The organism is Corynebacterium rouxii, assembly GCF_902702935.1.
GTDB lineage: Bacteria > Actinomycetota > Actinomycetes > Mycobacteriales > Mycobacteriaceae > Corynebacterium > Corynebacterium rouxii.
The window spans coordinates 1162822-1186970 of sequence record NZ_LR738855.1; the positions used below are offsets into that span (position 1 = coordinate 1162822).

Sequence of the window (24149 nt, forward strand, 5' to 3'; positions counted from 1 at the left end):
AATCACCCATTTGCTATGCAATGTTTATGCAAGTGGGTGATTTTTGCATTCAATTTCCATATGCTCCAAAGTGAATTTAATTCATTTTATTAATGTGAAAAATGACACGGAGATCCAGTTATGGATTTTCAATAATGCGGGAATAGATTGAGAAATGATTGTTAAAACATTAGGCAATCGGCGGCATTAATTTGAAAGGCTTCTGCGTATGCTCGCTTCAATTCTCGATCCCACATCTGGTATCGCACTTTTACTACAAATTACGGTAATTCTTTCCTGTCTCGTGTTAGGCACGAGATATGGTGGAATGGGGCTAGGTCTTATTTCTGGTATTGGTTTGTTCATCCTTGCCTTTATATTTGGCCTCAAGCCGGGGGAGCCGCCGGTATCAGTGATGCTTACGATTATTGCGGTCATCGGTTGTGCAGCTACTTTGCAGCAGGCGCGTGGTCTTGATGTGATGATGCAATTTGCGGAAAAGATTTTAAGAAAGCATCCCGAGCGAATCACGATTTTGGCCCCGATTACTACTTGGCTATTAACCGTATTGTGTGGTACTGGACATGTTGTTTATACAATGTTTCCGATCATTGAAGACATTGCGATTAAAACAAATATCCGCCCAGAAAGGCCTATGGCTGTCTCTTCTACAGCTGCACAGATGGGTATCACAGCTTCGCCAGTGTCGGTAGCTATTGTTTCATTGGCTTCTATTTTGGCGGAGCATGCTGGTGTAACTCAATCCGCATATTCTATTCCGCAAATCTTGGCGGTTGCAATGCCTGCATCGTTATGCGGTGTTTTGGTGGCCGCAGTGTGGTCCCTGCATCGAGGAAAAGACTTGGATAAAGATGAGGCCTTCCAAGAACGTCTTAAAGATCCAGAGTTTAAAAAGTGTGTATACAGTGAGTCGCATTCTTTGATCGGACAGCGATTTGAAAAGGGTGCGTATCGTGCCACTGGAATTTTCTTGGGTGCTATTGCGATCGTAGTGTTACTCGGCGCGATCGAATGGTTGCGCCCATCATTTCCTAATTCCAATGGTGATCTGAAACCCTTGTCTATGAATCTCGTTATCCAGATGATTATGTTGGTGGCAGGTGCCCTCATGATGCTGTTGTGCAAGGTTGAACCTGGAAAGATTGCTTCTACAACTGTGTTCAAGGCGGGAATGACCGCTGTGTTCTCCGTGTTCGGTGTTGCATGGATGGCTGACACATTTTTCCAAGCGCATTTAGATTCTCTCGTAGATGTGCTCAGCGGAGTGGTGCAAAGTCATGCATGGGCCTACGCGCTAGTTTTGCTGCTTGTTTCTAAACTTGTTAACTCTCAAGGTGCAGCGATCGTAGCGATCGTACCGTTGGGCCTCAAGCTTGGTCTGGATCCTGCAACGGTTATCGGCTTTATTGGTGCAGCGTATGGCTACTTTATTCTTCCAACGTATCCGTCAGATTTGGCTTGTATTGGATTTGATAAGACTGGTACTACCAGAATCGGTAAGTATGTCTTGAACCATTCGTTCATTATTCCTGGCTTTATATGCGTTATTGTGTCTTGCATTGTGGGAACTGTATTAGCCCAAGTACTTCTTTAGAGTAGAGGTGAGTAGGCGCTAGTCAAGCTCTTATTGAGTTTTGACTGGCGCTTTTTTATATAAAAATGCGTCGAAACGATAAGGGATTTCCACCAAAGATGTGCTAGGTAAATCGAGGTGATCGGTGAGATACCACGAGAGGTTATGCGTTAGTTTTTCTCTTGTTTTTTCGGATGCACGTAGCCAATACGAACGAGTGTGGGCGAGAGTATGTATCTGGTCGGGGTATAGCTCTTGGGCATGTTTTCCGCGGAGAACAGATACTAGTTCCCATGGTTGTGCGACGTGGGGAATAAACCCTTCGGCGAGGGTATCGCCTGAATGCATAATGCGGCTAAGGCGGTGTACCCACGGTATGGAGACATCAAGAGTATTCCACACTAAGAGCAACTGTGCGTCGTCGGTGCTAATTCTGTCGAGTTCAGCACTAGCTGCAAGAGGTTCTACCCAGTGCCATGTTTGTGCACAAGTAAGCGTCGAAAAGCGAGAATCTGAAACTGCAGTTTGTTCAGCAGTAGCTTGCCAAGAGGGGATTTCAAGTTTGGACCGAAACGAATCAAGCATGTTTTTGCTTGGGTCCAGAGCATAGACGGAGCTCGTTTGTTGTGCGATTTGCTCCGTTAGCTTACCGGTGCCGCATCCGATATCGAGCACACTGCTATGAGGGGAGAGATTTAAAAGTTCAATTACCGAATTGGGATAATTGGGGCGGACTGCGTGATATATGTCGGAGCCATTTTCGAAGGCTGCTGCAGTTTTTATTCTATGGTTAGTGGAATTGAACTTAGGAACATACTTGCGTGAAGTAACGGGTGCATCATGAGGAGCCACAAAAGACGCGGATATGCTTTGTGAGTTCCGAATATCGGAACTGTGTTGAGTGGTCATTTTTGAATTATGAGTTTTCATTATTTGGGAATAATAGTCGCAGCCCGTGGGGCAACCGAACGATTATGTGAATGTGCTGGCAGTTTTCCTAGAAGGATACGACAAACTGGAAAAACCTCTGCAACCGCGGAAGAATGAATCTCCATGAGTCGGGTTTTATCGATTAGCCTTACGCAACCACTCATGATGTGGTTTTTCATGGGGTTATGCGTTGTTTCATTGCTGATGATAGTTTACGCTGCTTGGCGACCGTGGCGTGTAAAAGGTGTGATTATTACGCTAGTTGCGATCATCGTTGGGGCATTTGCGGCTAAAGTTATCGTAGAAAAACTTTGGCGACCTTTTCCAGATTCCATACCATTATCTATATATTTTGGCGTGGCATTGACTGTAATCGCTCTTTTGGCAACAACGTTCATTCGCCGTCGTATCCTCTTGTTCATTGCACTATGTTTGTCTCTTGTTGGATCCGCTGGAGTTGCAAATGTAACGTACCAGTTGTACCCAGATCTTCGTTCGCTTGCCCCGGTCGAAGTTGCGCGTGAGATGTCTTATAGCGAATTTGCTCACGTTTCCAAGGCGCCGACTGCTCAGGGTAGAGAGATAGGAGCGAAGGTGACTTTTTCACTAGTAGGAGAAAAATCATCTTTTCCTGCACGTGACGCCATTGCCTACATTCCGCCTAGTTATTGGACGAAACAAGCTGATTCGTTACCCGTATTGGTACTCATGGCGGGAAATCCTGGGAGTCCTTCGGATTGGTTCGAATCTGCACGAGTAGACGCCGTTGCTGACGAATATCAGCGTAAACATGATGGAATGTCGCCGATCGTGATTAGCGTTGATGCTACGGCAACTCTGGGTGGTGATCCGCTTTGCGTCGATGGGCCTGAGTTTAAAGTGATGACTTATCTTACCCAAGATGTTCCAACGGGGATTAAAAATGCTTTTAAAGTCAATTCTGATCAGTCTCAATGGACTATTGGAGGGCTAAGTTATGGTGGAACATGTAGCTTTCAGGTAATTACTAAACATCCTGGTGTTTATGGCCATTTCCTAGATTTTTCAGGCCAAGATGAGTTAGTTTCGGGTACTCACGAACAAACATTAGCGAAGTTTTTTGGTGGCGATCAAAAGCGTTACGACGATTCCAATCCTGCTGCGATTTTGAAGAAATATAGTGCTGGTAACCGGTTTGGTTCTATTTCGGGTGTCTTTGTAGCAGGCTCTCAAGACACTGAATCCCAGAAAGGTTTGAAGCGTTTGAATGATCTAGCGCAGCGCGCAGGAATGCACACTCAATACCTTGAAGTGCCAGGAGGTCATGATTTTGGAACTTGGCGAGAGGCAATCCGAGCAACGTTTGCTTTAAGTGCCCAATTCGGCGGTCTGTGATCATGACGTATAACAACGGCTTGACGTGCCGATTAGCCATATTGGTTAAGAGTGTTGTAGCCTGTAGCAGCAGACGTTGAGCTTATGCTTTTAACGGAAGCGGACGGACTATGGCGCAGCTTGGTAGCGCACTTGACTGGGGGTCAAGGGGTCGCAGGTTCAAATCCTGTTAGTCCGACAAATTAATTTGATAGCGAGTTTCTGGTCGATGCCCAGTCCTCGGTGTTAGATATCAACCGGTGCCTTCGGCTGAGGGCGCCGGTTTTGTTTATGTACTCCTTGATACACGGTGAATAGCTATATAAAAGGGACTGGGAATAAAATCAGCCCCACCTCGGTAGGAGGTGGGTGATCTGTACTAATCTTGGCTATTAAAGATCTCCGTCAACATAGACCCAACGCCCATCATGGCGTCTGAACCTAGACGTTTCATGTTGTGATTGCATTTGTCCACCGGCGCTATACCTAGCAGTGAACTCGACAATCCCTGTGGAATCAAAAAGACCACCACGACAAAACTGATGTACGGTGAGTCCGTGCCACGTAACAAATTCTTCAAGATTCAAGCTGTGAGGCGCGGTTTCAGGTGCCCAAGAGTATAGAAGGTACTCTTCATTTCCCAGTACAAAAGCCGAATAGCGTGACCGCATCAACGATTCAGCAGTTGGTGCATTTTTAGCCTTGGTGTGAAACGGTTGACAGCAGTCTGAATAGCTCCTGCCGGAACCGCATGGGCAATTCATCATGAGGTGCTAAACGTCCTGGTCGTTGATGGTTACGTTTCCTTGAAGCATCTTTTCAATATCACTATTGCGAGCAGCAAGAAGCAATTCATGGCGTTCGTCATCCGTAAGATCGCCTACGAGAGATATATCTCGACGTAAGTGCACGCGTTCGCCATCTCCTACGGTCTTTGAGATAGTTACGTTGACATCGTCAAGCGAATGAATGCGAGATTCCTTTGCTGCCAAGCGAATTTCTTGAGATGTGGCAGCTGCTAGCGCAGAAATAAGCAGCGAGGTTGGGGAGAATCCTAGGTTCTTGCCGCCAAGAGCCTTTTCTCTATCGGTGGTAAAAGAATGTGTACCGGTATGGACGATGTCAGCGAATTTACCTGCTGGAATAGACTGAGCTACTGCTACGCCCTCAGGCAGAGTGTCAGCGTTGGGATCTTCATTTTCAGCAACTATATGTTGCTCAAACCATGTGTTAATTATTCGCGCTGCCTGTTGTGCAGAACCTTGCTTAGTCAACAGATGGTCAACCTTGTCTAACGCAACTAATGACTTGGGATATCGCGTGGTTCTGAAAATAAGTTGGGCATTATCTACTCCCACTGTTTGGTCAATGGGAGAGTGCAGGATGAGCAGAGGCTTCCGCAAACGTGGCAGGTACGCTTCTGGATTGGTATCTGCAAGATCTTCCAAGAATTCGCGGGAAATGGTGATGTCTCGTCCGCCAAGAGTTAGCGTAACGGCGCCGTTTTCGTCGACCTCACCGATACGGTCCGCAAAGTGCAATACAGCATGAGCTGGGTCAAAAGGAGCACCGATCGTCGCGACGCCGCGTAGACATTTGAGCGAGGTCGCAGCTTTAAGCGATGCTGCGCCTCCGAGTGAGTGTCCAATGAGGAGCTGAGGTGCGGAATAATGTTGTCCAAGCCAATCTGCTGCTGCTTTGATGTCGGCAACATTTTCGCTGAAAGAAGTTTCAGAGAAAATACCTTCAGATTGCCCGAGGCCTGGGAAATCGAAACGAAGACATGCAATGCCACGCTCAGCTAATTCCTTGGATACTCTCGCTGCACCAGGGGTAAAACGCGATCCAGTGAAGCAATGTGCAAACATCGCGAATGCACGTGGAGTGCCGTCAGGAAAATCAATAGTTCCGGCGATTTGGTGCCCTTTGCTTGAGGGGAACTTCACGCTGCGCGAATGCATTCCTAATGCTCCTTTATTATCCCTTTGTACCGAGTATGTGTTTCCAGGTTTCAGACTATAGGTGTTTGTTGTACAGATGCACAGATCCTGAGTGTTTTGTTGATCAAGTTGCTACTGTCAATGAAAGCTAACTCACGATTGTTCATGGAAGTCATGTGAGATCCCTGTCAGGCGTTGACAGGCTCAGCCATTAGATTGAAGTTCTGAAATAGAGTTAAATAGTTTTACAAGCAGATTCAATTGCAAATGCTAAAAGGAAGGCAAGAGAGTGGCTGGATTTCGTTGGTTTTGGGATGCGATGGGCGGGAAAACTACCCGTAACCAAACGAAGAGTAAAAACATCGTAGCCCAAGCTACTAGGCGTTGCGTGCAGTTTGCTTCTCTTTCAGATGCGGACGTTGTTGCGCGCGCGCATGAGTGTGCTCAGCGTTCAGACGATGAAAGTCGGGCCGATCTTTTAGCATTGCTATCGATTGGGGCCCAGCGCTCCTTATCCATGAGTCCTTTCAATGTACAGCTACAAGCAGCGCTACGCATTCTAGAAGGCGATGTAATCCATATGGCTACTGGTGAAGGTAAAACCTTGGTTGGGGCAATGGCATCTGTCGGATACGCATTGCAAGGGAAACGGGTTCACTCCATTACCGTGAATGATTATTTGGCGGAACGTGATGCTCGGTGGATGGGCGATCTGGTTCGATACTTCGGGCTCACAGTCAGTGCAGTGACCGAATCTCTTAATAGTGAGCAACGCCGATCCGCGTATTCGTCTGCGATTGTTTATGCGCCAGTGACAGAAATTGGATTTGATGTATTGCGGGATCAGTTGGTTACGCAGCGTAGCCACGCTGTTCAAAATGGAGCAGACGTTGCAATTGTTGACGAAGCGGACTCAGTGCTTATCGACGAAGCTCTCGTGCCTCTTGTATTGGCAGGAAACGAACCAGGTACGGCTCCGGTTGGTCGGATTACCGAAATAGTGCGGCGCTTAAAAGAAAACGAGCATTACAGCGTGGACGAAGACCGCCGGAATGTATCACTAAATGATAAAGGTGCTGCGTTGGTGGAACAGGCGCTTGGTATTCAAAGTCTTTACGATGATGCTCATGTAGGGACAACGCTAGTACAAGTGAATTTAGCTCTACATGCGCAGGCATTACTTATTAGAGATGTTCATTACATCATTCGAGATGGAAAGATTGCTCTTATTGACGCCTCCAAAGGCCGTGTTGCTCAGCTGCAGCGTTGGCCTGATGGAGTTCAAGCAGCTGTAGAGGCTAAAGAAGGATTAGTCGTTACTGAAGGCGGTCGAATCCTCGATACTCTCACGCTCCAATCGCTGATGGGGCGGTATCCAATTGTTTGCGGTATGACTGGAACAGCTGTCGAAGCTACGGATCAATTGCGCCAGTTTTATGACCTTCGAGTATCAGTGATTGAACCGCACAAACAGTCCCAACGATTTGATGAAGCTGACCGCGTTTATGCCACCCAAGCTGAAAAATTTCGTGCACTGGTGAAAGAGATTGAGCTGCTCCATACCACTGGACAACCAGTTTTGATCGGTACTAGCGATGTCTCAGAATCTGAAGAATTAGCGCAAGCCTTACAGGCAAGGGGCATCACGGTCAATGTACTGAATGCTAAAAATGACGCGGAAGAAGCGCAGATCATTGCAGAGGCGGGAGACATTGGCCGGGTGACGGTCTCTACTCAGATGGCTGGCCGTGGAACCGATATTCGCCTCGGTGGAGCAAACGAAAAAGATAAGGACGCAGTAGTAGCAAGGGGGGGACTTGCGGTTATCGGATCCAGCCGTCACCGCAGTTCCCGTTTGGATAATCAGCTGCGTGGTCGTGCCGGTCGTCAAGGGGACCCAGGCCTTTCTCTGTTTTTCGTGTCTTTAGAAGACGATGTTGTTGTTGTAGGCGGTGCTGGAGAAGAAATTAAAGCCTTGCCGGATGCTGATGGTCGCATTGATTCCAAGAGAATCAATGATTTTGTAGCGCACTGTCAACGTGTAACCGAAGGTCAGTTATTGGAAATTCATTCTCAAACATGGAAATACAATAAATTGTTGGCGGATCAACGAGTCATTATTGATGAGCGTCGTGCGCGACTTCTCGACACGGATCAGGCGTGGGTGGAACTATCCGAGGCAGTGCCTGAAAAAGCTCATAAATTGAGCGACAAATTAGATACAGCGATTCTTGTTCAGGCTGCACGAGAGGTCATGCTCTATCACCTTGACCGCTGTTGGAGTAATCACCTAGCGCTTATGGATGATGTCCGTGAGTCCATACATTTACGTGCTATTGCACGAGAAACTCCTCTTGATGAATATCACCGAATTGCAGTACGAGAGTTTAAACAGTTAGCGCAACGTGCGGTTGATCTTGCTGTAGAGACTTTTCGGGATGTAACTATTGATCAAGACGGGGCGCATTTGGCGGACGCTGGCCTAATGCGGCCATCTGCAACGTGGACCTACATGGTTAGCGATAATCCGCTTTCAAATAATAATCGTTCAGTAATAAATGGGATAGGAAGTATTTTTAGATAGCCGTTGTGCTGCCGTGTGTAAACTTGCTTTAAAATGGCAGCTCAAAGGTAGATATTGGAAAATAATCCTCTCTCCTTGGTCATCACGGTCAAACTAGCGCTATGATGTAAAGCATTGTTGAAAGTTCGGCGTGAAGCCGAATCTTGTCTTTTATCGGAGGTTGAATAATGAGCGACAACACCGGTGCTCCCGACGTTCAGGTCGAGACCACTTCCGTTTTCCGTGCAGATTTACTCAAGGAAATGGAATCGGGGGCAGGGGCAGCTCCAGCATCAGGAAGTGATGTGACTCCACCTGCAGGTGCAGGCATGCTGGTCGTCAAGCGTGGGCCCAATGCCGGCGCTCGTTTCTTGCTCGACCGTCCAACAACAACAGCTGGTCGCCATCCTGAAAGTGACATTTTCTTGGATGATGTCACAGTGTCTCGTCGTCACGCTGAATTCCGCCTTCAAGACGGATCATTTGAGGTCGTTGACGTCGGAAGCCTCAACGGCACCTACGTTAATCGTGAGCCACGTAACTCTGAAGTGCTTTCCAGTGGCGATGAAGTGCAGATTGGTAAGTTCCGTTTGGTCTTCATTGAGGGGCCTCGTGCGTAGGCATTAAATCCTGCTGCTTTCAGATTATCCCGTGACATTAGCCGCCTACGTCATCGAAAGAAATGATTCACAAGATTATGAGTGCACTTCCGCAACGAAATGATTCAGGTTCGGCTGGTTCTTACCAGCCTAGGCCGCAGTCATCGTCGCTGTCTTCGTCGAAAAAGACGATGTCGATTGGTGTCGTGCTCGCAAAAATCACTGCGGAATTTCCTGATGTCACGGTGTCGAAAATTCGTTACCTCGAGTCCGAAGGACTGATTACTCCCCAGCGCACTTCAACCGGGTATCGTCGATTTACCCAAGATGATGTCGAACGGTTGCGCTACATCCTTGTCACACAGCGGGATAACTACTTGCCGCTTAAGGTTATTAGGGAACAACTTGAGGCAATGGATTCTGGTGCGGTCACGCCTATTTCGCGGGGCAGTAACAATGCCCCTCTAATTAGCCCAGAGTCATTCCGCGCTTCGGTGGTCACTAGACTTTCCGATAGCGATGTTGCGGCGAGAGCCCAAGTTTCTGAATCAGAAGTAAGTGAATTTGCCGAAGCTGGATTGATTAGACCGGATTCCTCAGGTTTCTTTACCGCGGATGATGTACAAGTGGTATCGGTCGCGGTGCAGCTGAAGGAATTTGGTTTTGATGTTAGGCACCTCAAGTCACTGCGTAATCTTGCTTCGCGCCATGCCGATTTAATCTCTCGCGCTACAATGCCTGTCGCTCGTTCTCAGAGTGAGAGCGCGCGCCAACGTGCAGAAGAAATGTCACAGCAACTTAGCGCATTGGTAGTATCATTGAACGCTACGATGCTGCGTTCGATGTTGCGCGATGAGCTGAACCGTTAAACTTTTGGGGAGAAATTAATTTATGGCTTTTCGCCAAGTTGAATATAGAGGCGTCCATTTTTTCCCACCAGAAGATGATGCTTGTTTAGTTTTCTCCTGGTCAGAACGGCGCCGAATTCTTCCCATTTGGGTCGATGTTGAAGAAGGTATCAGGCTTTCGGAGCGAAGTGAGCATGGAGCTCCTCGTAGGCCTTTGACACACGATGTGCTTATTGAAACCATTAACCGTATGGGGGGTAGCGTCGAGGCAATCCGCGTAGTGAGTTACTACGAAGGTGTCTTTATCTGTTCATTAGTGCTTGATAATCAAGAAGAAATTGATTGTCGACCAAGTGATGCGATTGCGATTTCAGAATTGATTGGCGTTGCAATCTCTGTGGACGATGAAGTCCTTAACCAAGCTAGCGTTTTCATTTCTGAATCCGATATGGAAGCCTATTTAGGATTTGTTTTTCCTAAAGATGTTCATGATGAAATAGATTCGGATCCCACCAAATCTCAAGCAGATGCCGATTTTTCCAACCTTATGGAAAGTCTAGGTGTAAGTGAACAGGATCTTTTGGGATCGGATGACTTTGGGGACGATTCTTTTGATCTGGGGGATAGCTAAAGCTTCGATAAATATCTAAATTTCAACTTGAGGTTGAGGTTTCGGGCGTGTCGCGCGTTTTCTATACGTTCGTGCTCTAACCTGTTGCTTAACAGCAATACCTACCGCCCAAGCTCGATGCGAAGCCAGAGATCGCAGGGGAGACAACCTGATGGAAGAAATGCACGACAACGACGTCCCAGTGCAACAAGCGCTTTTTGATATGGGACCTGATGAAGAAGTTGGCTATCGTGTTCCTATTGCATGCCAAGTGGCGGGAATTACGTATCGTCAATTGGATTATTGGGCTCGCACTAAATTAGTGGAACCGACAATTCGCACTGCACGAGGATCGGGATCTCAACGTCTGTACTCTTTTAAAGACATTTTAGTATTGAAGATTGTCAAGCGACTTCTGGATACTGGAATTTCCTTGCAAAACATTCGTCTCGCTGTGGATAAATTGCGTAATCGTGGAGTAGACGATTTAGCGGAGATTACACTTGTTTCGGATGGCACTACAGTGTACGAGTGCCGTTCGAACGAAGAAGTAATCGACCTTCTCGGCGGTGGGCAAGGAGTGTTTGGAATTGCTGTACCTGGAATTGTTAGAGAACTTACCGGAACTATTTCTTCATTCCCATCAGAAAAGATCAGCGATTTTTTGTCCAATAGCCCAGCTGCAGGCGGAATTGATGAGTTAGCAGCACGTCGCCTTCGGAAGACGTCGTAACGCGTTATATGCAAAAGCGCCCTCGTTTCTATCATTTCTCTGGCTGATAGAAACGAGGGCGCTCTCAGTATGGTTACTTTGTTATGGAAGCGATAGCTCTGTCTAGTTCTGCTGCCGACGTTACATGCACGTAACTGCCATTGGTATCTTTCGTGGCTTGCGTCATATTTGTATCATCTTGTCCATCGCCGATTTGAATCGCATGAAGTGAAACTTGGGATTCTCGAGCTTTGCTGACTGATTGAGCTAAACCGTTGAATGAATCATTTGTTCCTGTGAACACAATGACCACGCTTGTTTTTCCAGAATGCTGGGCATGTTCTACGGCATAATTTAACGCTGCTGATGTAGCCGCAAGAGTTTGTGGTTGTCCACCTGTTCCAAAATTTCTGAGAACATCTTTGACTTGACGAGCAGCGTCAGGGGTCTCGAAATTGAGGTTCGACCGCCAGCCTTGGGTAATTCCGGGAGTCAGTGGGGAAGAATAATTCCACAGTCCTGTGGCTTTGCCGCGTTCTTCTTGTTTTTGGGCAATATTGATGAGCCCTTGTGATGCTGCATCGAACCAACGGATTCCATCCGTGCTCACACCATTGATGTACTCCGAGGTATCGAGAAGCATCAGGATATCCCTTGGACTTTGATCTGATTGCGCACCTATAGCTGGTGAGTTATCAGCGAGTGAAGCTAAAATTTCTGTTGCAGTTGCGACTTCTTTCGACAATTTTTGTGGTGCTTTAGCATCAGGCGAGTTTGCAGCAATTGCGGTACCAAAGTCAGCTCCTGCTCGAACGACTTCCTCATTTACTGAATCGGTAGGGTTTAGAGCCACTGCGCGTAGCGGTTTAGACAAGTTTGGAATTTCTTCAAATGAATATCCATGTGGAGTCTGGGACTTTGAGACGGCAATCTTGGGCGCTGATTGAGCGACAGCAGAATCAATCGTTGTTTCACTAAAAGCATGAAGCATCGTTGTCGCAGCAGTAGCATCATTATTGTGCGTAAATGCCGCAACAAGCGCAGAAGCCACCGCATCGGATTTCATTGGGTAAGTTACGGATGCATCTTCCGCGGCATCTTCACGACGAGCTATACCAACTTTGTCAGTTGCTACTGTCGGCCATTCTAAAGTTGCTGATGACCGTTTTTCGGCTGATAAGACTTGGTTGATCTGATGATCACTTTCGTCGCTGAGGTATACCCCAGCCTGAGCGACAGAATTGGTAAGTTCAGCACGAACACAGTAGTCGCGAGTGACACGCCCTGAAGCGTTGTAGGCATCGATGATATGGCTTGCTACATCCTTATTATTGGTAGCAATAGGAAGAGTTAAGTTCCCATTGATACAGGAGGATTTTGCTGAGTCTTCTTGTTTAGCCTGGGTCCACAAGAAAACACCAGCGGCTACTAGTACGATGACGATCGCTATCGCGATCACACTGGGCGAAAGTCGATAGTTGTTTTTCCCGTCCGAATGCTTAGCCATAGTTGGCGCCTTTCTGGAATTGGAAATAGATCTAGGAGGTAAGTGTAAACCGGTCGATTCGGTCTAGCTCTGCGACAAGCTGTTGACGTAGTAGCTGGCCACGCTCAGACAGTTCACGTTGACGGCGAACATACTCAGCTTTCCCTTCGGCGGTTTCAATCGGGACGATTCCCAAGCCATAATCGGTGCAATCGTATGGAGATGCTTCCATATCTAGCACTCGGCAGTCCCAAGCGAGCTCAAAGGTATCAAGCCAGAGATTACCTGGTATGAGGGGGCCAAGTTTGGCGGACCATTTGTAGAGGTCCATCATGGCGTGCAAACAACCTGGTTGTTCGCATGACGGTTGATTTTCGCGTGTAAGCACCTGAAAATTGAGTGGTACGGCGGGTTCGGTGAAAAACCGGAATGCATCAAAGTGCGTGCATCTTATGTTGTGGGATTCTACGACTTTGTTGCTGCCTTGCGCGCCTAGCCGCAATGGAAGAGTGTGTCGTGGCTGAGAAGTTTGATAGACCATAGCCCATTCGTGAAGCCCAAAACAATCAAAATGAGTTGGGTTAAGCTGCGTTTGTTTCAACAGATTAGATACGTAGCTAAGCGTTGAGCCTCGTTTCTTTTTGAGGGCTTCAACGTCGACTACGGTCAGACCGTTGATGGTGGTGTACCCCTTCCAGCTTGAATGCGGGGGATTTCCTTCGAGTCCTACACCGACACCGGGATGCCATTTTTTCATGTGAGCAACGCGTACTGGATAGTATTCAAAAAGAAAATCATAGACTGGGTGACTAATACCCGCACGCCGACGTTTCATGTGGTCGGCTGTAAGTCGATCTGCTCGAAGTTGGTGAGCAGATTCATGGGCATGCCATTCAGCTTCAGAAAGACGAATTAGATCAAAATTGCTCATGATTGTTCGTGTGTCCAGTCGGAGAAGGTTCCAACGTATTCCTCAATGAGATCCTCTAGGGTGATAACGCCCAGGAGGAGGCCGCGATCACGAACTTGGGCCATGTGTGCTGACTTGGAGTGCATCGATTGCAAAGCCTCATCCATAGTTCCAGCTGCATCCACGATGATTAATGGCCGAATCTCTGAGCGATGAATGATGGTGTCAGGGCTGGAATGATCAAAACGATCGAGTACGTCCTTGATGTGCACGTAACCAAGATATGAGCCGTCTTTTCCTGTCACTGGGAAACGTGAAAAACCAGTTTCTGCAACAGCAGTTTCTAATTCTTGGAGAAGCGGCCCCCTCACCCCAAAGTTTAGGGAACGCACTTTGTCGAGAGGAATCATGACCTCTTGAAGAGACCTGTCTTCAACTCGGAGTGCTTTATTTAACCGTGCATGTTCTTCTGCATCGAGATAGCCTTCTGATCGAGACTCAGAGAGCATGGTTACTAGCTGATCTGGGTCTACTGCAGAATCAAGTTCGTCTTTTTGTTCAATTCCAACGGCACGCAGACTTATACGAGCTAGCCAGTTCATTACTGTAATGATCGGCCTTGTCAAACGCATGAACCATAGCAGCGAAGGGATTAGCCAAAGTGCAAGAGTTTCTGGCCCGGCAAGCGCAATATTTTTCGGAACCATTTCTCCGGCGAGAATATGAAGAAAAGTAATAATTCCCAGTGCGATGACGAAAGAAACAGGATGCAGAAGGTGAGCGGGTAACCCAAGGGAGTGGAAGGGTTGCTCAATAAAATGTGCAATAGCAGGTTCAGCAACTTTGCCCAAGATGAGTGAACATATCGTAATGCCAAATTGGCATGCTGCAAGCATGATAGAAAGATGCTCCATCGACAACAAAACTTTTTGTGCCCGTGGCTGTCCTTGAGCTATCAGATTCTCAATTCGATCTTTGCGCGAAGAAACAAGCGCAAATTCGGATGCGACGAAATAAGCATTGGCAAGGAGCAAAAGAATAATCAGTAAAACGGTGCTACTGAGACTCATGAATTCTGTTCCTTTTCATACTGGGCGACCTCATTATCTTGCAGCGGTGAAATAATCACCTTGTCTACTCTTCGGTCTTCCATTGCGGAGACTTTAGCCAGCCAGCGACAACTGTAACCGGATTCGAACTCAGCTAATGCTGGATTGTCACTTTCAGGTAGCAGTAGTTCGTCGTTAGTTTCAGGGATTCGGCCCAGGACTTGCATTACTAATCCCCCGAGAGTCTCATAGGGGCCGTCTGGGGCAACGTATCCAATTGTTTCGGCAACTTCATCGATACGCGCTAGGCCGGAAACTTCCCAGCTGTTGCCAAATTTGTTGAAGTCGCGTTCTGCGTCTGCGTCGTCATGCTCGTCATAAACCTCACCGAGAATTTCTTCCACGACGTCTTCGATCGTAATGAGTCCTGAAGTTCCACCATATTCATCTGCAACGAGGATAATTTGGGATCCAGCAGAACGCACCGCATTGAGGACGGCATCACCATCTAGACTTTCAGGGACAATGGGCACAGGGCGTGCTATTGAACTTAATGGGATTACGTGGCGCTGATCTTCAGGAACAGAAAATGCATCTTTAAAATGGACGACGCCGATCGTATCATCTAGGTCGCCACGAATGACTGGGAAGCGTGAGTGTCCTGTCTCTATAGCTAATGCGATGAGGTCAAGAACGGTGTCTTCTGCTGAGAGAACTTCAACTGTAGACCGAGGAGTCATCAACTCACCGGCAGTTGTCTCACCAAATTTTAGTGAGCGGTCAAGAACAAGGGCTGTATTTTCATCAATATCGCCAGTTTCCGCAGAACTTTTGACGATGGCCGTGAGCTCTTGAGTGGAACGAGCTGTGGCGAGCTCATCGGCTGGCTCGATTCCCATTTTTCGTACTGCCCAGTTAGCCGAGTGATTTAAAAACTTGATAAAGCCCTTAAATACGGTATTGAAGGCATTAACTGGTCCGACAACGTGGCGCGCGGTACCCATTGGGTTTGTGATTGCAACGTTTTTGGGCACGAGTTCGCCAAACACCATTGACAAGAACGTCGCGATGATCAACGCCAACACTAAAGCGACAGCTGTGCTTGTCGACGCTTCCAAGCCCATCAATTCCAAAAGCGGTGTTAAAAACTTTGCAAGAACTGGTTCTGCTAGATAACCCGTTGCAAGGGTAGTGATGGTGATACCTAATTGGGCACCAGACAAGACGAAGGAGAGATTTTGATAATCGCGTTGTACCGCCCGAGATTTTTTATCCCCACGCTCATTTACTTCGGTTTCAATGGTTGAGCGCTCCAAACTGGTGAGCGCAAACTCAATGGCAACGAAAAGTCCTGTGCTGGCGGTGAGAAGCACAAAACCTAAGAGCGAGAGGATACTTAACAGAATGTCCATCGTAAGAAATGCTGGGTTAAAGAATTAACTTCGACCCTTTTGACCATCTTTCTTCTTGTGCCCACCAAACGTTGCGATGGGACGTTTCTTTTTGGATTGCCGTGTACGGAATGAAGGAGATTTGCCGCGCTTGGGCTGATTTGCCTGTGTAGTTGTCTCTTGTTTCTTTCCGCGCTGTGAGGTCTGTTGCTGCGCACCGAATGGTTGCAACGCTTTGCCATTACGCTTGCGGGCCCCAGTAATATTCGTCAGCTCAGCTGAATCGGCATGCACATCGACGATAACGGGAGAAACTCCAGCTTTGCCGAGGAGCTTGTCTACTTCCTCACGTTGGTTATCCATGACAAGTGTGACAACTTTACCGACTGTCCCGGCGCGGGCGGTTCTGCCTGCTCTATGCACGTAAGCTTTGTGCTCAGCTGGGGGATCTACGTGAACCACTAGATCGACATCGTCGATATCGATTCCCCGGGCTGCGATATCGGTGGCAACAAGCACGGGAACGCTGCCGTCTGCAAAACCAGCTAGGGCAGCAGCACGTGTGTTGTGTCCTTTATCGCCATGTAAACCAGCTGCGTTAATGCCAATGCGGCGAAGTTTCTTTACTTGTCGATCAACGCCATGTTTTGTACGCATGAACATGATTGTTTTGCCATCGCGACCAGCAATACGTTCGACTATAGAATTTCGTGCTTCTCTGTCGCCCACATGGAATCGGTAGTGCGACATAGTCTCTACGGTTGCTTTTACTGCGGTGGTCGAGTGAGTTACTGGATCCGACATGAAGCGATCGACCAGTTTATTCACGTCTCCATCGAGTGTTGCTGAGAACAACAATCGCTGAGCAGTCTTCGGGGTAAGTTCCAGTAGCTTGGTTACCTGTGGTAGAAAACCCATGTCTGTCATCTGATCGGCTTCATCAAGCGTAGAGATCTCTACCTCAGATAGGGAAAGTTTTCCTTGATTAATCAGATCTTGGGCGCGTCCTGGAGTTGCTACCAGAATGTCGACTGGAGAGGCTAGTGATGTGATGTGTCGCTTGATGCTGACTCCGCCTACTACCTCGAGGACTCGTAAGCCCATAGCAGAAGCAGGTTCTTCCAAACGTTCGCGAACTTGGGCGGCGAGCTCACGGGTAGGAACTAAGATGAGGCCGCGTGGTTTACCAGGCTTTGACACTCCAGATTCCTGCAGCCGAGTAATCATGGGTAGGCCGAAAGTAAAAGTTTTACCTGAGCCTGTGGGGCCTCGGCCGAGGATATCTCGTCCGCTTATCGCATCGGGAATAGCCGCCTCTTGAATAGGGAACGGCTCAACAATGCCCAGGCGAGATAGAACCTGGACGATACCGTTAGGAAGTCCGAGGTCGAGAAAAGAAGTCATTGGGGCAATTCTACTGCAATCTGTGTGAAAAACAGACAGGCTGGGCGAAAATGCCCAGCCTGTTTTCTAAAATCTAAGGTGAATGTTTCGTCGAGAAGAAGCGTTAAGCTTCTACCTCGCTGCGATCACCGGACCACAAGGTGTGGAAGCTTCCGTCTTTATCCGTGCGACGGTAAGTGTGTGCACCGAAAAAATCACGTTGGCCTTGGATAAGCGCAGCTGGTAGGCGTTCGGCTCGCAAAGAGTCGTAGTAGGACAACGATGAAGCGAACACTGGAACAGGCAATCCCAGTTGTGTAGCTACAACGACTACGCGGCGCCATGAATCGATAAGCGATTCCAGCTCAGTCTTAAAGTAGGGATCCAGTAGGAGGGACGGTAGTTCTGGATTGGCGTCGTAAGCTTCAACGATGCGGTTCAGGAACTTTGCGCGAATGATGCAGCCACCGCGCCAGATGGTAGCGAGATCGCGGGGATCGACATCCCAGTTGTGCTCGGCTGATCCGGCGATAATTTCGTCGAAGCCCTGTGCATAAGCGACGAGCTTTGAAGCATAAAGCGCACGGCGAATATCTTCTACGAACTGGTTTTTATCGATGTTCAACGACGCCAGCGATTCCAATGTGCCGGCTGGTAAGTTACCTTGGGCAGCCGTGCGCTGAGTAGTCGCGCCAGAAAGAGCGCGAGCGAATACTGCTTCGCCGATACCAGTAGTTGCAATACCAAGGTCAAGAGCAGCCTTCACCGTCCAACGACCAGTGCCTTTTTGTCCAGCTTCATCGACGATGAGGTCGATAAGTGGTGTGCCAGTTTCAGAATCGACCTGAGCGAGCACCTCAGATGTAATCTCAATGAGGTAGGAGTCCAAATCGCCTTGGTTCCACATCTTAAACACATCTGCAATCTCAGAAGGCTGCATTTCGGTGGCATATCGAAGCAATTGGTATGCCTCGCCGATCACTTGCATATCGGCATATTCGATTCCATTATGAACCATCTTGACGAAGTGGCCAGCGCCGTCAGGGCCAATGTGAGTAACACATGGTGTGCCGTCAACCTGTGCGGCGATGGATTCGAGTAGTGGGCCAAGTGCTTCCCAAGATTTATCAGGGCCACCAGGCATGATAGAAGGACCGTTGAGGGCTCCTTCTTCGCCTCCGGAAATACCGGCGCCAACGAAGTTGAGGCCTCGTTGAGCAATTTCGCTTTCACGACGAATCGTATCGGTGTAGAGCGCGTTGCCGCCATCGATAATGATGTCGCCTTCATCCATCGCATCGGCAAGTTGGTTGATTACGGCGTCAGTTGCTGGTCCTGCTTGAACCATGATGATGGCGCGACGAGGCTTTTCTAGCGAACCGACAAATTCTTCGATAGTGGCTGACGGTATAAAGTTGCCTTCGTCTCCGTGCTGATCCATGAGCGCTTGGGTCTTTTCAAAGCTGCGATTAAAAACAGCAACCGTGTGGCCTTTATGAGCAAAATTGCGTGCGAGGTTCGAACCCATGACAGCGAGACCGACAACGCCGATCTGCGCTAGTTGTGTTTGATCAGTCATGACTGTGACAATACCCTGACAGCAACAATTTTACCCACCCAGCTTGCGGAATGGACATGGAGAAAGACTAGATTGGGCAACATGAGTAACAACGATGACATTATGGAATTGCTCAAAAGCGCCAATGTCGAAGGCCTGAGTATCGAACAGCTAGAAGAATTTAACGAAAAGTTAGAAGGATTCTCTAAGACACTCGGTCTACGTTTCACACAAATCAATTCTGAAGGTGTGCATGCGGAACTTCCGGTAGTAGCTGAGCATCTTCAAGTATCAGGTGTAGTCAATGGTGGTGTGTATTCAGCTCTGGCTGAGACAGCTGGATCAATAGCAAGTGTCGTTGCTGCAGATGAGGCAATGGCGGTAGGAGTACATTGCGCGACCGATTTCTTGGGAATGGTCCATGTTGGAGTAATCGACGTTTCAGCTGAGATCATCCATCGTGGCCGTACTACCCACGTGGTGGCTGTTGACATGCACCACAGGGGCAAACTAGTGGCGCGAGCAACACTTCGTACTTTGTTAGTAGCTCCGCAACCAGAAAAGCCCCAGAAAGATAAAAAGGTTTAGTTTCCAATCCAATTCATCTTTCGGAAGTACCACCACATGAGACTCACGGTTAGTACCATGACAAGAATTACAATGTAGTAGCCGTAGTTGGTTGCTAGTTCCGGCATATTTTCAAAATTCATTCCGTAAATTCCGGCTATAAGTGTAGGAACCGCTGCCATGCCAACATAGGCAGATATAGCACGCATATCAGAGTTTTGCTGTAGTGAAATCTTTGCTACGCCAGCGTCGATTAGGGAACTAAGACGTTCGTCAAAGTTTGCGACAAAGTCCTTGGCTACCATTTCATGGTCAAGGACATCTCGCAGATACGACCGGAGTTGTTTCGCGATCATATCCTTATGCTGTGTAACGAGCATGCGTAATGCGGGATCTAACGGATCAATGGCGTGTCGCATTTCTAAAATTTCGCGTTTAATCATGTAGATGTGCTCGATGTTGAAGCTGCTACCTGGGGTAAATACTTCTTCTTCAAGCTCATCAACTTCTTCGGCAAGTGTATTGACGATACGCAGGTATCCGTCGACAAGATAATCTGCCCACGCCCAAGCTATGATCATCGGGCCGTAGCTGCTGATTTCTTGCGGTTCGTCGAGACGCATCGCTAAATCAGGCATAGGGGTGCGGTGTCGGATTGTGATGATGAAGTGTTCGCCAATCAGCATTTGAACTTCACCGGTTTTAATAATTTCGTTTGCGTCATCTACCGTTTCGTGATCACGGTAGAAAACTGATCGGACCACCATGAAGATTTGATCGTCGTAGCGTTCGACTTTAGGCCTCTGATGTGCAGTTACTGCGTCTTCGACGATAAGTTCGTGGATGTGGAGATCATCAGCAACCTGAATCATGTGTTGTTCGCTGGGTTCTTCGAGAGATAACCACATGAAAGCTTTATGGCCCGAAGCAATGAAGTCCTTCACGCGTTTCAAGCCTGATTCGTAATCGAACCACCCTTGAATTGCTCGTCCATCGACATAAATCATGCAGTGATCAACAATATCGTCAACACCAAGTTGCTTACGCTCAGCGCTTATGGGGTGCGCGCGGCGATTTCGCGGGGTGAATGCTGGTAGCTGGCGATTCTTTTCCTTCATAGCTTTATGCAGACCTCTTTTAGTGTTTTAGTGTCTATTATCGAACGTATGCCAACTTGGAACGACATCAAAGCACGAAACCCCCAGCATTCACACAACTATGCAAAACGCTGGGAAAATCTCGAAGCTGAAGGTAATGATATCAACGGTGAAGCTCGGCTTATCGACGCCCTCGTTCAGCGTGGATCGAAAATCCTTGATGCAGGGTGTGGACAAGGACGCGTCGGTGGATACTTATCGGCACGAGGTCATATCGTAACTGGCATAGATATCGATGATTATTTGATTTCTGAGGCGGAAAAGAAATTCCCAGGCGCAACGTGGCATGTAGGTGACCTAGGGAGTGAATCGATTCCGGATCAGGGATTCGATATTGCTGTATGCGCTGGGAACGTTATTACTTTTATAGAGCCGGATAAACAAGAAGCCGCTTTAGCGCATATTTTTGAAGCGTTGCGACCAAGTGGCAGGTGCATTATCGGCTTTGGTGCTGGCAGAGGATATGTGTTTCCGCAATTTTTCGAAGATGCCCGTAACGTAGGATTTATTATTGAAAATAACTTCGAGTCATGGGATCTAGATCCATTGACCAACCGGTCTCAATTTCTCGTAGCGTTTTTGCGTAAACCTGAATGAGCGAAAGAAACACCAGCGAATTTGAAGCGTCGAAATGATCCTGTTCGCTGGTGTTTCTAAACAGTTGGCGGGCTAGTTACTTCTTTTCAGAAGTATCAACCAGCGCAGTAAGTTTTTGCAGTCCAGTACGGCCGTGAAGCTGCTGGCGAGTGGTGGCGAGATTCCAGCGCTTACGTGAAAGTGCATTAATGCCCCAAGAGAAAGCTGCAGTTGCTCGATTACGGAAGCCGACCAAGAACATCAGGTGGACGAGAAGCCACATGGCCCAGCCAACAAATCCCGTAACCTCAACTTTTCCGAGCTTTACAACAGCGTTAAAGCGCGACACTGTAGCCATCGAACCCTTGTCGTAGTATTCGAAGGCTGGGCGTTCAGATGAGGAACGGCCCTCGACCTCAGCAGCAATCTGCTCAGCAACGTATTCACCACCTTGGATTGCTACCTGTGCGACTCCTGGAAGCTTGTTGAGTGACATCATGTCGCCAATGACAAAGACGTTCTTATCGTCCCCAACAGAAAGATCCTCGTTGACTGGAACTCGTCCTGCGCGATCAACCTCAACACCAAGTTGCTCTGCAACAAGCTTGCCCAGTGGGGAAGCAGCTACGCCTGCCGACCAGATCTTGCAGAAGGAGTCGATCGTGTGCTCAGACCCGTCAACGGTGGACTTATACGTCACTGAGTTTTCGTCTACGCCGGTAACAATTGCGTTCAGCTTGACGGTTACACCAATCTTTTCTAATTCACGCTGTGCGGTACGTCCCAAACGCTTGCCAAATGGTGGAAGCACCTGAGGGGCTCCATCAAGCAGGATGATCTTCGCGTTGGAAGGCGTGAACTGTGTGTACTCTCCGGACAGCGTGCGGTGTGCCATTTCTGCGAGCTGACCTGCAAGTTCTACACCGGTTGGTCCTGCGCCAACGATAACAAAAGTCAAGAGACGTTCACGTTCTTTGGGATCCTCGCACATTTCTGCGCGTTCGAAAGCGCCGATGATACGCGCACGCAGTTCGAGCGCATCATCGATTGTTTTCATGCCCGGCGCGAATTCCGCGAAGTGATCATTTCCAAAGTAAGACTGCCCTGCGCCAGCGGCGACGATTAGGGAATCGTATTCGATTGTTTTCGAATAATCATCCAAGTCTGCGACGACCGTCTTTGATTCGGTGTCAATGTCGGTGACTTCAGCCTTAAGAACGTGAACATTATTTTGCTGTGCAAGAACTTGACGTGTTTGTGGTGCGATTTCACCAGACGACAGGATACCGGTTGCTACTTGGTAAAGCAGTGGTTGGAAAAGATGGTGGTTTGTCCGGTCGATGAGGGTGATATCGACATCTGCATCTTTGAGGTTTTGAACTGCGAATAGTCCACCGAAGCCGGAGCCAATAACTACGACGTGGTGGCGTCCACCTTCTGGGCGAAATGGGGTACTAGTCATGGTGATGGAATGCTCCTTCAAACATTTTTGTAAAGCGCATTAAATTTTAGTGTGATATTTAACCTAACGCGATGATGGTCACAATATTAGACCTATTTGGTGGTAACAGATGAATTGAGGTGAGGTTGGTGCGCGCCTCCACCCGTATATCTAGCAGAGTTAGTAGGCTTGACCACTGTGAATGTCAACGACCAACGTGCCCGAATTAATGCAGATCGATGGCCAAATATTGCACTGGTTCCGCAAGGTCGTCGTATAGAAGTCAAAGCGCGTAAAGCTGAATCGGAGTTTGCCGCTATATGTGAAAAAGCGGGAATTCAGCTCTTTGGTGATGCCCCAGACGTCATTGTCCGAGAGGATTCGCTATTTAAACGCATCGCAGCAGCTGGTTGGTTGGGTGTCGCTGAATCGTATATGGCAGGTGAGTGGTACGCCGAAAATTTAGTAGATGTTTTGGCAAAACTGATTGTTGCGGGCTATCACCCCAAGATGCCTAAGCTAGATCTCGGCGGCGACTATTCTGGGATGGAAATCGACACCCAGCTTATTAAGTTATTTTCTGGGGACGGCATGAGCGTTCAAGGAACTTTGTTTTCCTCTGGCGTTCCCACAACGGAGCGTATTGCAGTACGCAGTTACGTAAGAGGTGCGGGGCGCGCAAATGAGCCGGCTACCCATTTTGTTGACCAAACTACTCTAAGTGATCCAACTTTGGTGGAAAAAGCTGACCTTGGTGCAGGTCAATTGCGTTCTACAACTGCACTTTTGGATTCAGCTGGAGTTCATGCGGGAACACACTTACTGGATTTCCCAAGTTCAGGCGGCGCCTTAGCTATTAATGCGTGCCATCGAGGAGCTACGGTTGATGCGCTTACCACGGACTTGGATTTTGCCACTGATATTCGCGAAATATTGGATTTAGCGAACGTAGAAGGCAGTGCTCATGTTGAGCTTATCGACGATCCAATCCCAGTATCCAAAACCTGGCCTACACAGTATGACGCGATTACGAGCGTCGAAAAACTCGAACTGATGCAACCAGGGATGAAGAAACGATATGTACAAGCCATCGATCGGATGCTTGCAGTTGGCGGAGCACTTGCATGCCAAAGTGTAGTTTTAAACGAGGCAAAAGCCGATATTGCTGCAGCAGCCATGAGCGTGCATAAAGCCTATGTTTGGCCTGCATTTAGCCCTATGCGATTGTCGGAAATGCATAAACTAGTAGACCGTTTTACCAATTTAAGAATTATCTCCCAGACCCATTTTCCTGGTCACTATCAGGCAGGTCTCCGTTTGCAGAGAGAAACGTTTGAAGGCAATATTCGCCAAGCTGCGGCTGATGGTTTTGACGTGGTTTATCGGCGCTTATGGATCTACCAATTAGCGATGCGCGAAGCGCTATTTGTTGCAGGTGCTGTCGATGCCGTGCAGTGTATTGCGACTACACGGCATCGACGTGGTGGTAGGTAAGACCTTTTA

The 24149-nt window shown here is 48.1% G+C and carries 20 protein-coding genes, 1 tRNA gene and 1 pseudogene; 11 read left to right on the top strand and 11 right to left on the bottom strand.

Annotated elements, in window-relative coordinates:
- Positions 1 to 208 precede the first annotated feature (208 nt).
- Complete coding sequence (locus tag CIP100161_RS05830; RefSeq protein WP_155872707.1) at positions 209 to 1594, top strand: anaerobic C4-dicarboxylate transporter; 1386 nt, start codon at positions 209 to 211, stop codon at positions 1592 to 1594.
- A gap of 30 nt (positions 1595 to 1624) precedes the next feature.
- Here the strand turns inward: CIP100161_RS05830 and CIP100161_RS05835 are convergent.
- Positions 1625 to 2628: pseudogene (locus tag CIP100161_RS05835) on the bottom strand (class I SAM-dependent methyltransferase).
- On the opposite strand from CIP100161_RS05835, the gene CIP100161_RS05840 reads away from it, so the two are divergent.
- Positions 2627 to 3877, top strand: a complete 1251-nt coding sequence (locus tag CIP100161_RS05840) for an alpha/beta hydrolase (RefSeq protein WP_155872709.1) — start codon at positions 2627 to 2629, stop codon at positions 3875 to 3877. The pseudogene CIP100161_RS05835 and the gene CIP100161_RS05840 sit on opposite strands and share 2 nt — an antisense overlap.
- A 104-nt stretch (positions 3878 to 3981) precedes the next feature.
- A tRNA-Pro gene (locus CIP100161_RS05845) sits at positions 3982 to 4055 on the top strand.
- 193 nt (positions 4056 to 4248) lie between these two features.
- Here the strand turns inward: CIP100161_RS05845 and CIP100161_RS05850 are convergent.
- Both CIP100161_RS05850 and CIP100161_RS05855 read right to left on the bottom strand, forming a co-directional pair.
- Positions 4249 to 4623 (bottom strand): YchJ family protein, encoded by a 375-nt coding sequence (locus CIP100161_RS05850; RefSeq protein WP_155872712.1) that lies wholly within the window; start codon positions 4621 to 4623, stop codon positions 4249 to 4251.
- Positions 4624 to 4629: 6 nt separating this feature from the next.
- Positions 4630 to 5817 (bottom strand): bifunctional alpha/beta hydrolase/OsmC family protein, encoded by a 1188-nt coding sequence (locus tag CIP100161_RS05855; protein ID WP_155872714.1) that lies wholly within the window; start codon positions 5815 to 5817, stop codon positions 4630 to 4632.
- 268 nt (positions 5818 to 6085) lie between these two features.
- Between CIP100161_RS05855 and secA2 the strand changes: the two genes are divergently transcribed.
- The 5 genes from secA2 (at position 6086) to CIP100161_RS05880 (ending at position 11149) form a co-directional block, all read left to right on the top strand.
- Positions 6086 to 8380 carry an accessory Sec system translocase SecA2 gene (gene secA2 / locus CIP100161_RS05860; RefSeq protein ID WP_155872717.1) on the top strand — a complete coding sequence of 765 codons (2295 nt, stop codon included), beginning with the start codon at positions 6086 to 6088 and terminating at the stop codon, positions 8378 to 8380.
- Between the two features lie 167 nt (positions 8381 to 8547).
- Positions 8548 to 8979: an oxoglutarate dehydrogenase inhibitor Odhl gene (gene odhI / locus CIP100161_RS05865; RefSeq protein WP_088267009.1), complete on the top strand. Its 432-nt coding sequence runs from the start codon at positions 8548 to 8550 to the stop codon at positions 8977 to 8979.
- Positions 8980 to 9056: 77 nt separating this feature from the next.
- The gene (ftsR, locus tag CIP100161_RS05870) at positions 9057 to 9827 is read left to right on the top strand and encodes a transcriptional regulator FtsR (protein WP_155872719.1); all 771 of its coding nucleotides are present in this window, start codon (positions 9057 to 9059) and stop codon (positions 9825 to 9827) included.
- Between the two features lie 22 nt (positions 9828 to 9849).
- The gene (locus tag CIP100161_RS05875) at positions 9850 to 10437 is read left to right on the top strand and encodes a bifunctional nuclease family protein (protein WP_155872721.1); all 588 of its coding nucleotides are present in this window, start codon (positions 9850 to 9852) and stop codon (positions 10435 to 10437) included.
- A gap of 151 nt (positions 10438 to 10588) precedes the next feature.
- Positions 10589 to 11149, top strand: a complete 561-nt coding sequence (locus tag CIP100161_RS05880; RefSeq protein WP_003851402.1) for a MerR family transcriptional regulator — start codon at positions 10589 to 10591, stop codon at positions 11147 to 11149.
- Between the two features lie 73 nt (positions 11150 to 11222).
- Here CIP100161_RS05880 and CIP100161_RS05885 read toward each other — a convergent pair whose 3' ends face one another.
- The 6 genes from CIP100161_RS05885 to gndA all read right to left on the bottom strand — a co-directional run bounded on the left by CIP100161_RS05885 (position 11223) and on the right by gndA (position 18926).
- On the bottom strand, positions 11223 to 12635 hold the full coding sequence (locus CIP100161_RS05885; protein WP_155872723.1) for a vWA domain-containing protein: 1413 nt from the start codon (positions 12633 to 12635) through the stop codon (positions 11223 to 11225).
- 31 nt (positions 12636 to 12666) lie between these two features.
- Complete coding sequence (locus CIP100161_RS05890) at positions 12667 to 13545, bottom strand: 3-methyladenine DNA glycosylase (protein ID WP_155872725.1); 879 nt, start codon at positions 13543 to 13545, stop codon at positions 12667 to 12669.
- A complete protein-coding gene (locus CIP100161_RS05895) occupies positions 13542 to 14594 on the bottom strand; it encodes a hemolysin family protein (RefSeq protein ID WP_155872727.1) in 1053 nt (350 codons plus the stop codon). Before CIP100161_RS05895 ends, CIP100161_RS05890 begins: the two co-directional genes overlap by 4 nt.
- Entirely contained in the window at positions 14591 to 15985 is a 1395-nt protein-coding gene (locus tag CIP100161_RS05900; RefSeq protein ID WP_155872729.1) for a hemolysin family protein, read from the bottom strand. Before CIP100161_RS05900 ends, CIP100161_RS05895 begins: the two co-directional genes overlap by 4 nt.
- A gap of 24 nt (positions 15986 to 16009) precedes the next feature.
- Entirely contained in the window at positions 16010 to 17368 is a 1359-nt protein-coding gene (locus CIP100161_RS05905; protein WP_155872731.1) for a DEAD/DEAH box helicase, read from the bottom strand.
- A gap of 103 nt (positions 17369 to 17471) precedes the next feature.
- Complete coding sequence (gndA, locus tag CIP100161_RS05910) at positions 17472 to 18926, bottom strand: NADP-dependent phosphogluconate dehydrogenase (protein ID WP_155872733.1); 1455 nt, start codon at positions 18924 to 18926, stop codon at positions 17472 to 17474.
- 81 nt (positions 18927 to 19007) lie between these two features.
- On the opposite strand from gndA, the gene CIP100161_RS05915 reads away from it, so the two are divergent.
- The gene (locus CIP100161_RS05915; protein WP_166443149.1) at positions 19008 to 19493 is read left to right on the top strand and encodes a PaaI family thioesterase; all 486 of its coding nucleotides are present in this window, start codon (positions 19008 to 19010) and stop codon (positions 19491 to 19493) included.
- On the opposite strand, the gene CIP100161_RS05920 is transcribed toward CIP100161_RS05915, so the two are convergent.
- Entirely contained in the window at positions 19490 to 20590 is a 1101-nt protein-coding gene (locus CIP100161_RS05920) for a magnesium and cobalt transport protein CorA (protein WP_155872737.1), read from the bottom strand. The genes CIP100161_RS05915 and CIP100161_RS05920 overlap by 4 nt on opposite strands.
- A gap of 6 nt (positions 20591 to 20596) precedes the next feature.
- Between CIP100161_RS05920 and CIP100161_RS05925 the strand changes: the two genes are divergently transcribed.
- Positions 20597 to 21226 carry a class I SAM-dependent DNA methyltransferase gene (locus tag CIP100161_RS05925; RefSeq protein WP_155872739.1) on the top strand — a complete coding sequence of 210 codons (630 nt, stop codon included), beginning with the start codon at positions 20597 to 20599 and terminating at the stop codon, positions 21224 to 21226.
- 76 nt (positions 21227 to 21302) lie between these two features.
- Here the strand turns inward: CIP100161_RS05925 and CIP100161_RS05930 are convergent, their stop codons facing one another.
- Complete coding sequence (locus tag CIP100161_RS05930; protein WP_155872741.1) at positions 21303 to 22667, bottom strand: NAD(P)/FAD-dependent oxidoreductase; 1365 nt, start codon at positions 22665 to 22667, stop codon at positions 21303 to 21305.
- A gap of 177 nt (positions 22668 to 22844) precedes the next feature.
- On the opposite strand from CIP100161_RS05930, the gene CIP100161_RS05935 reads away from it, so the two are divergent.
- Positions 22845 to 24140, top strand: a complete 1296-nt coding sequence (locus CIP100161_RS05935) for an SAM-dependent methyltransferase (protein ID WP_155874542.1) — start codon at positions 22845 to 22847, stop codon at positions 24138 to 24140.
- Positions 24141 to 24149: the final 9 nt, after the last annotated feature.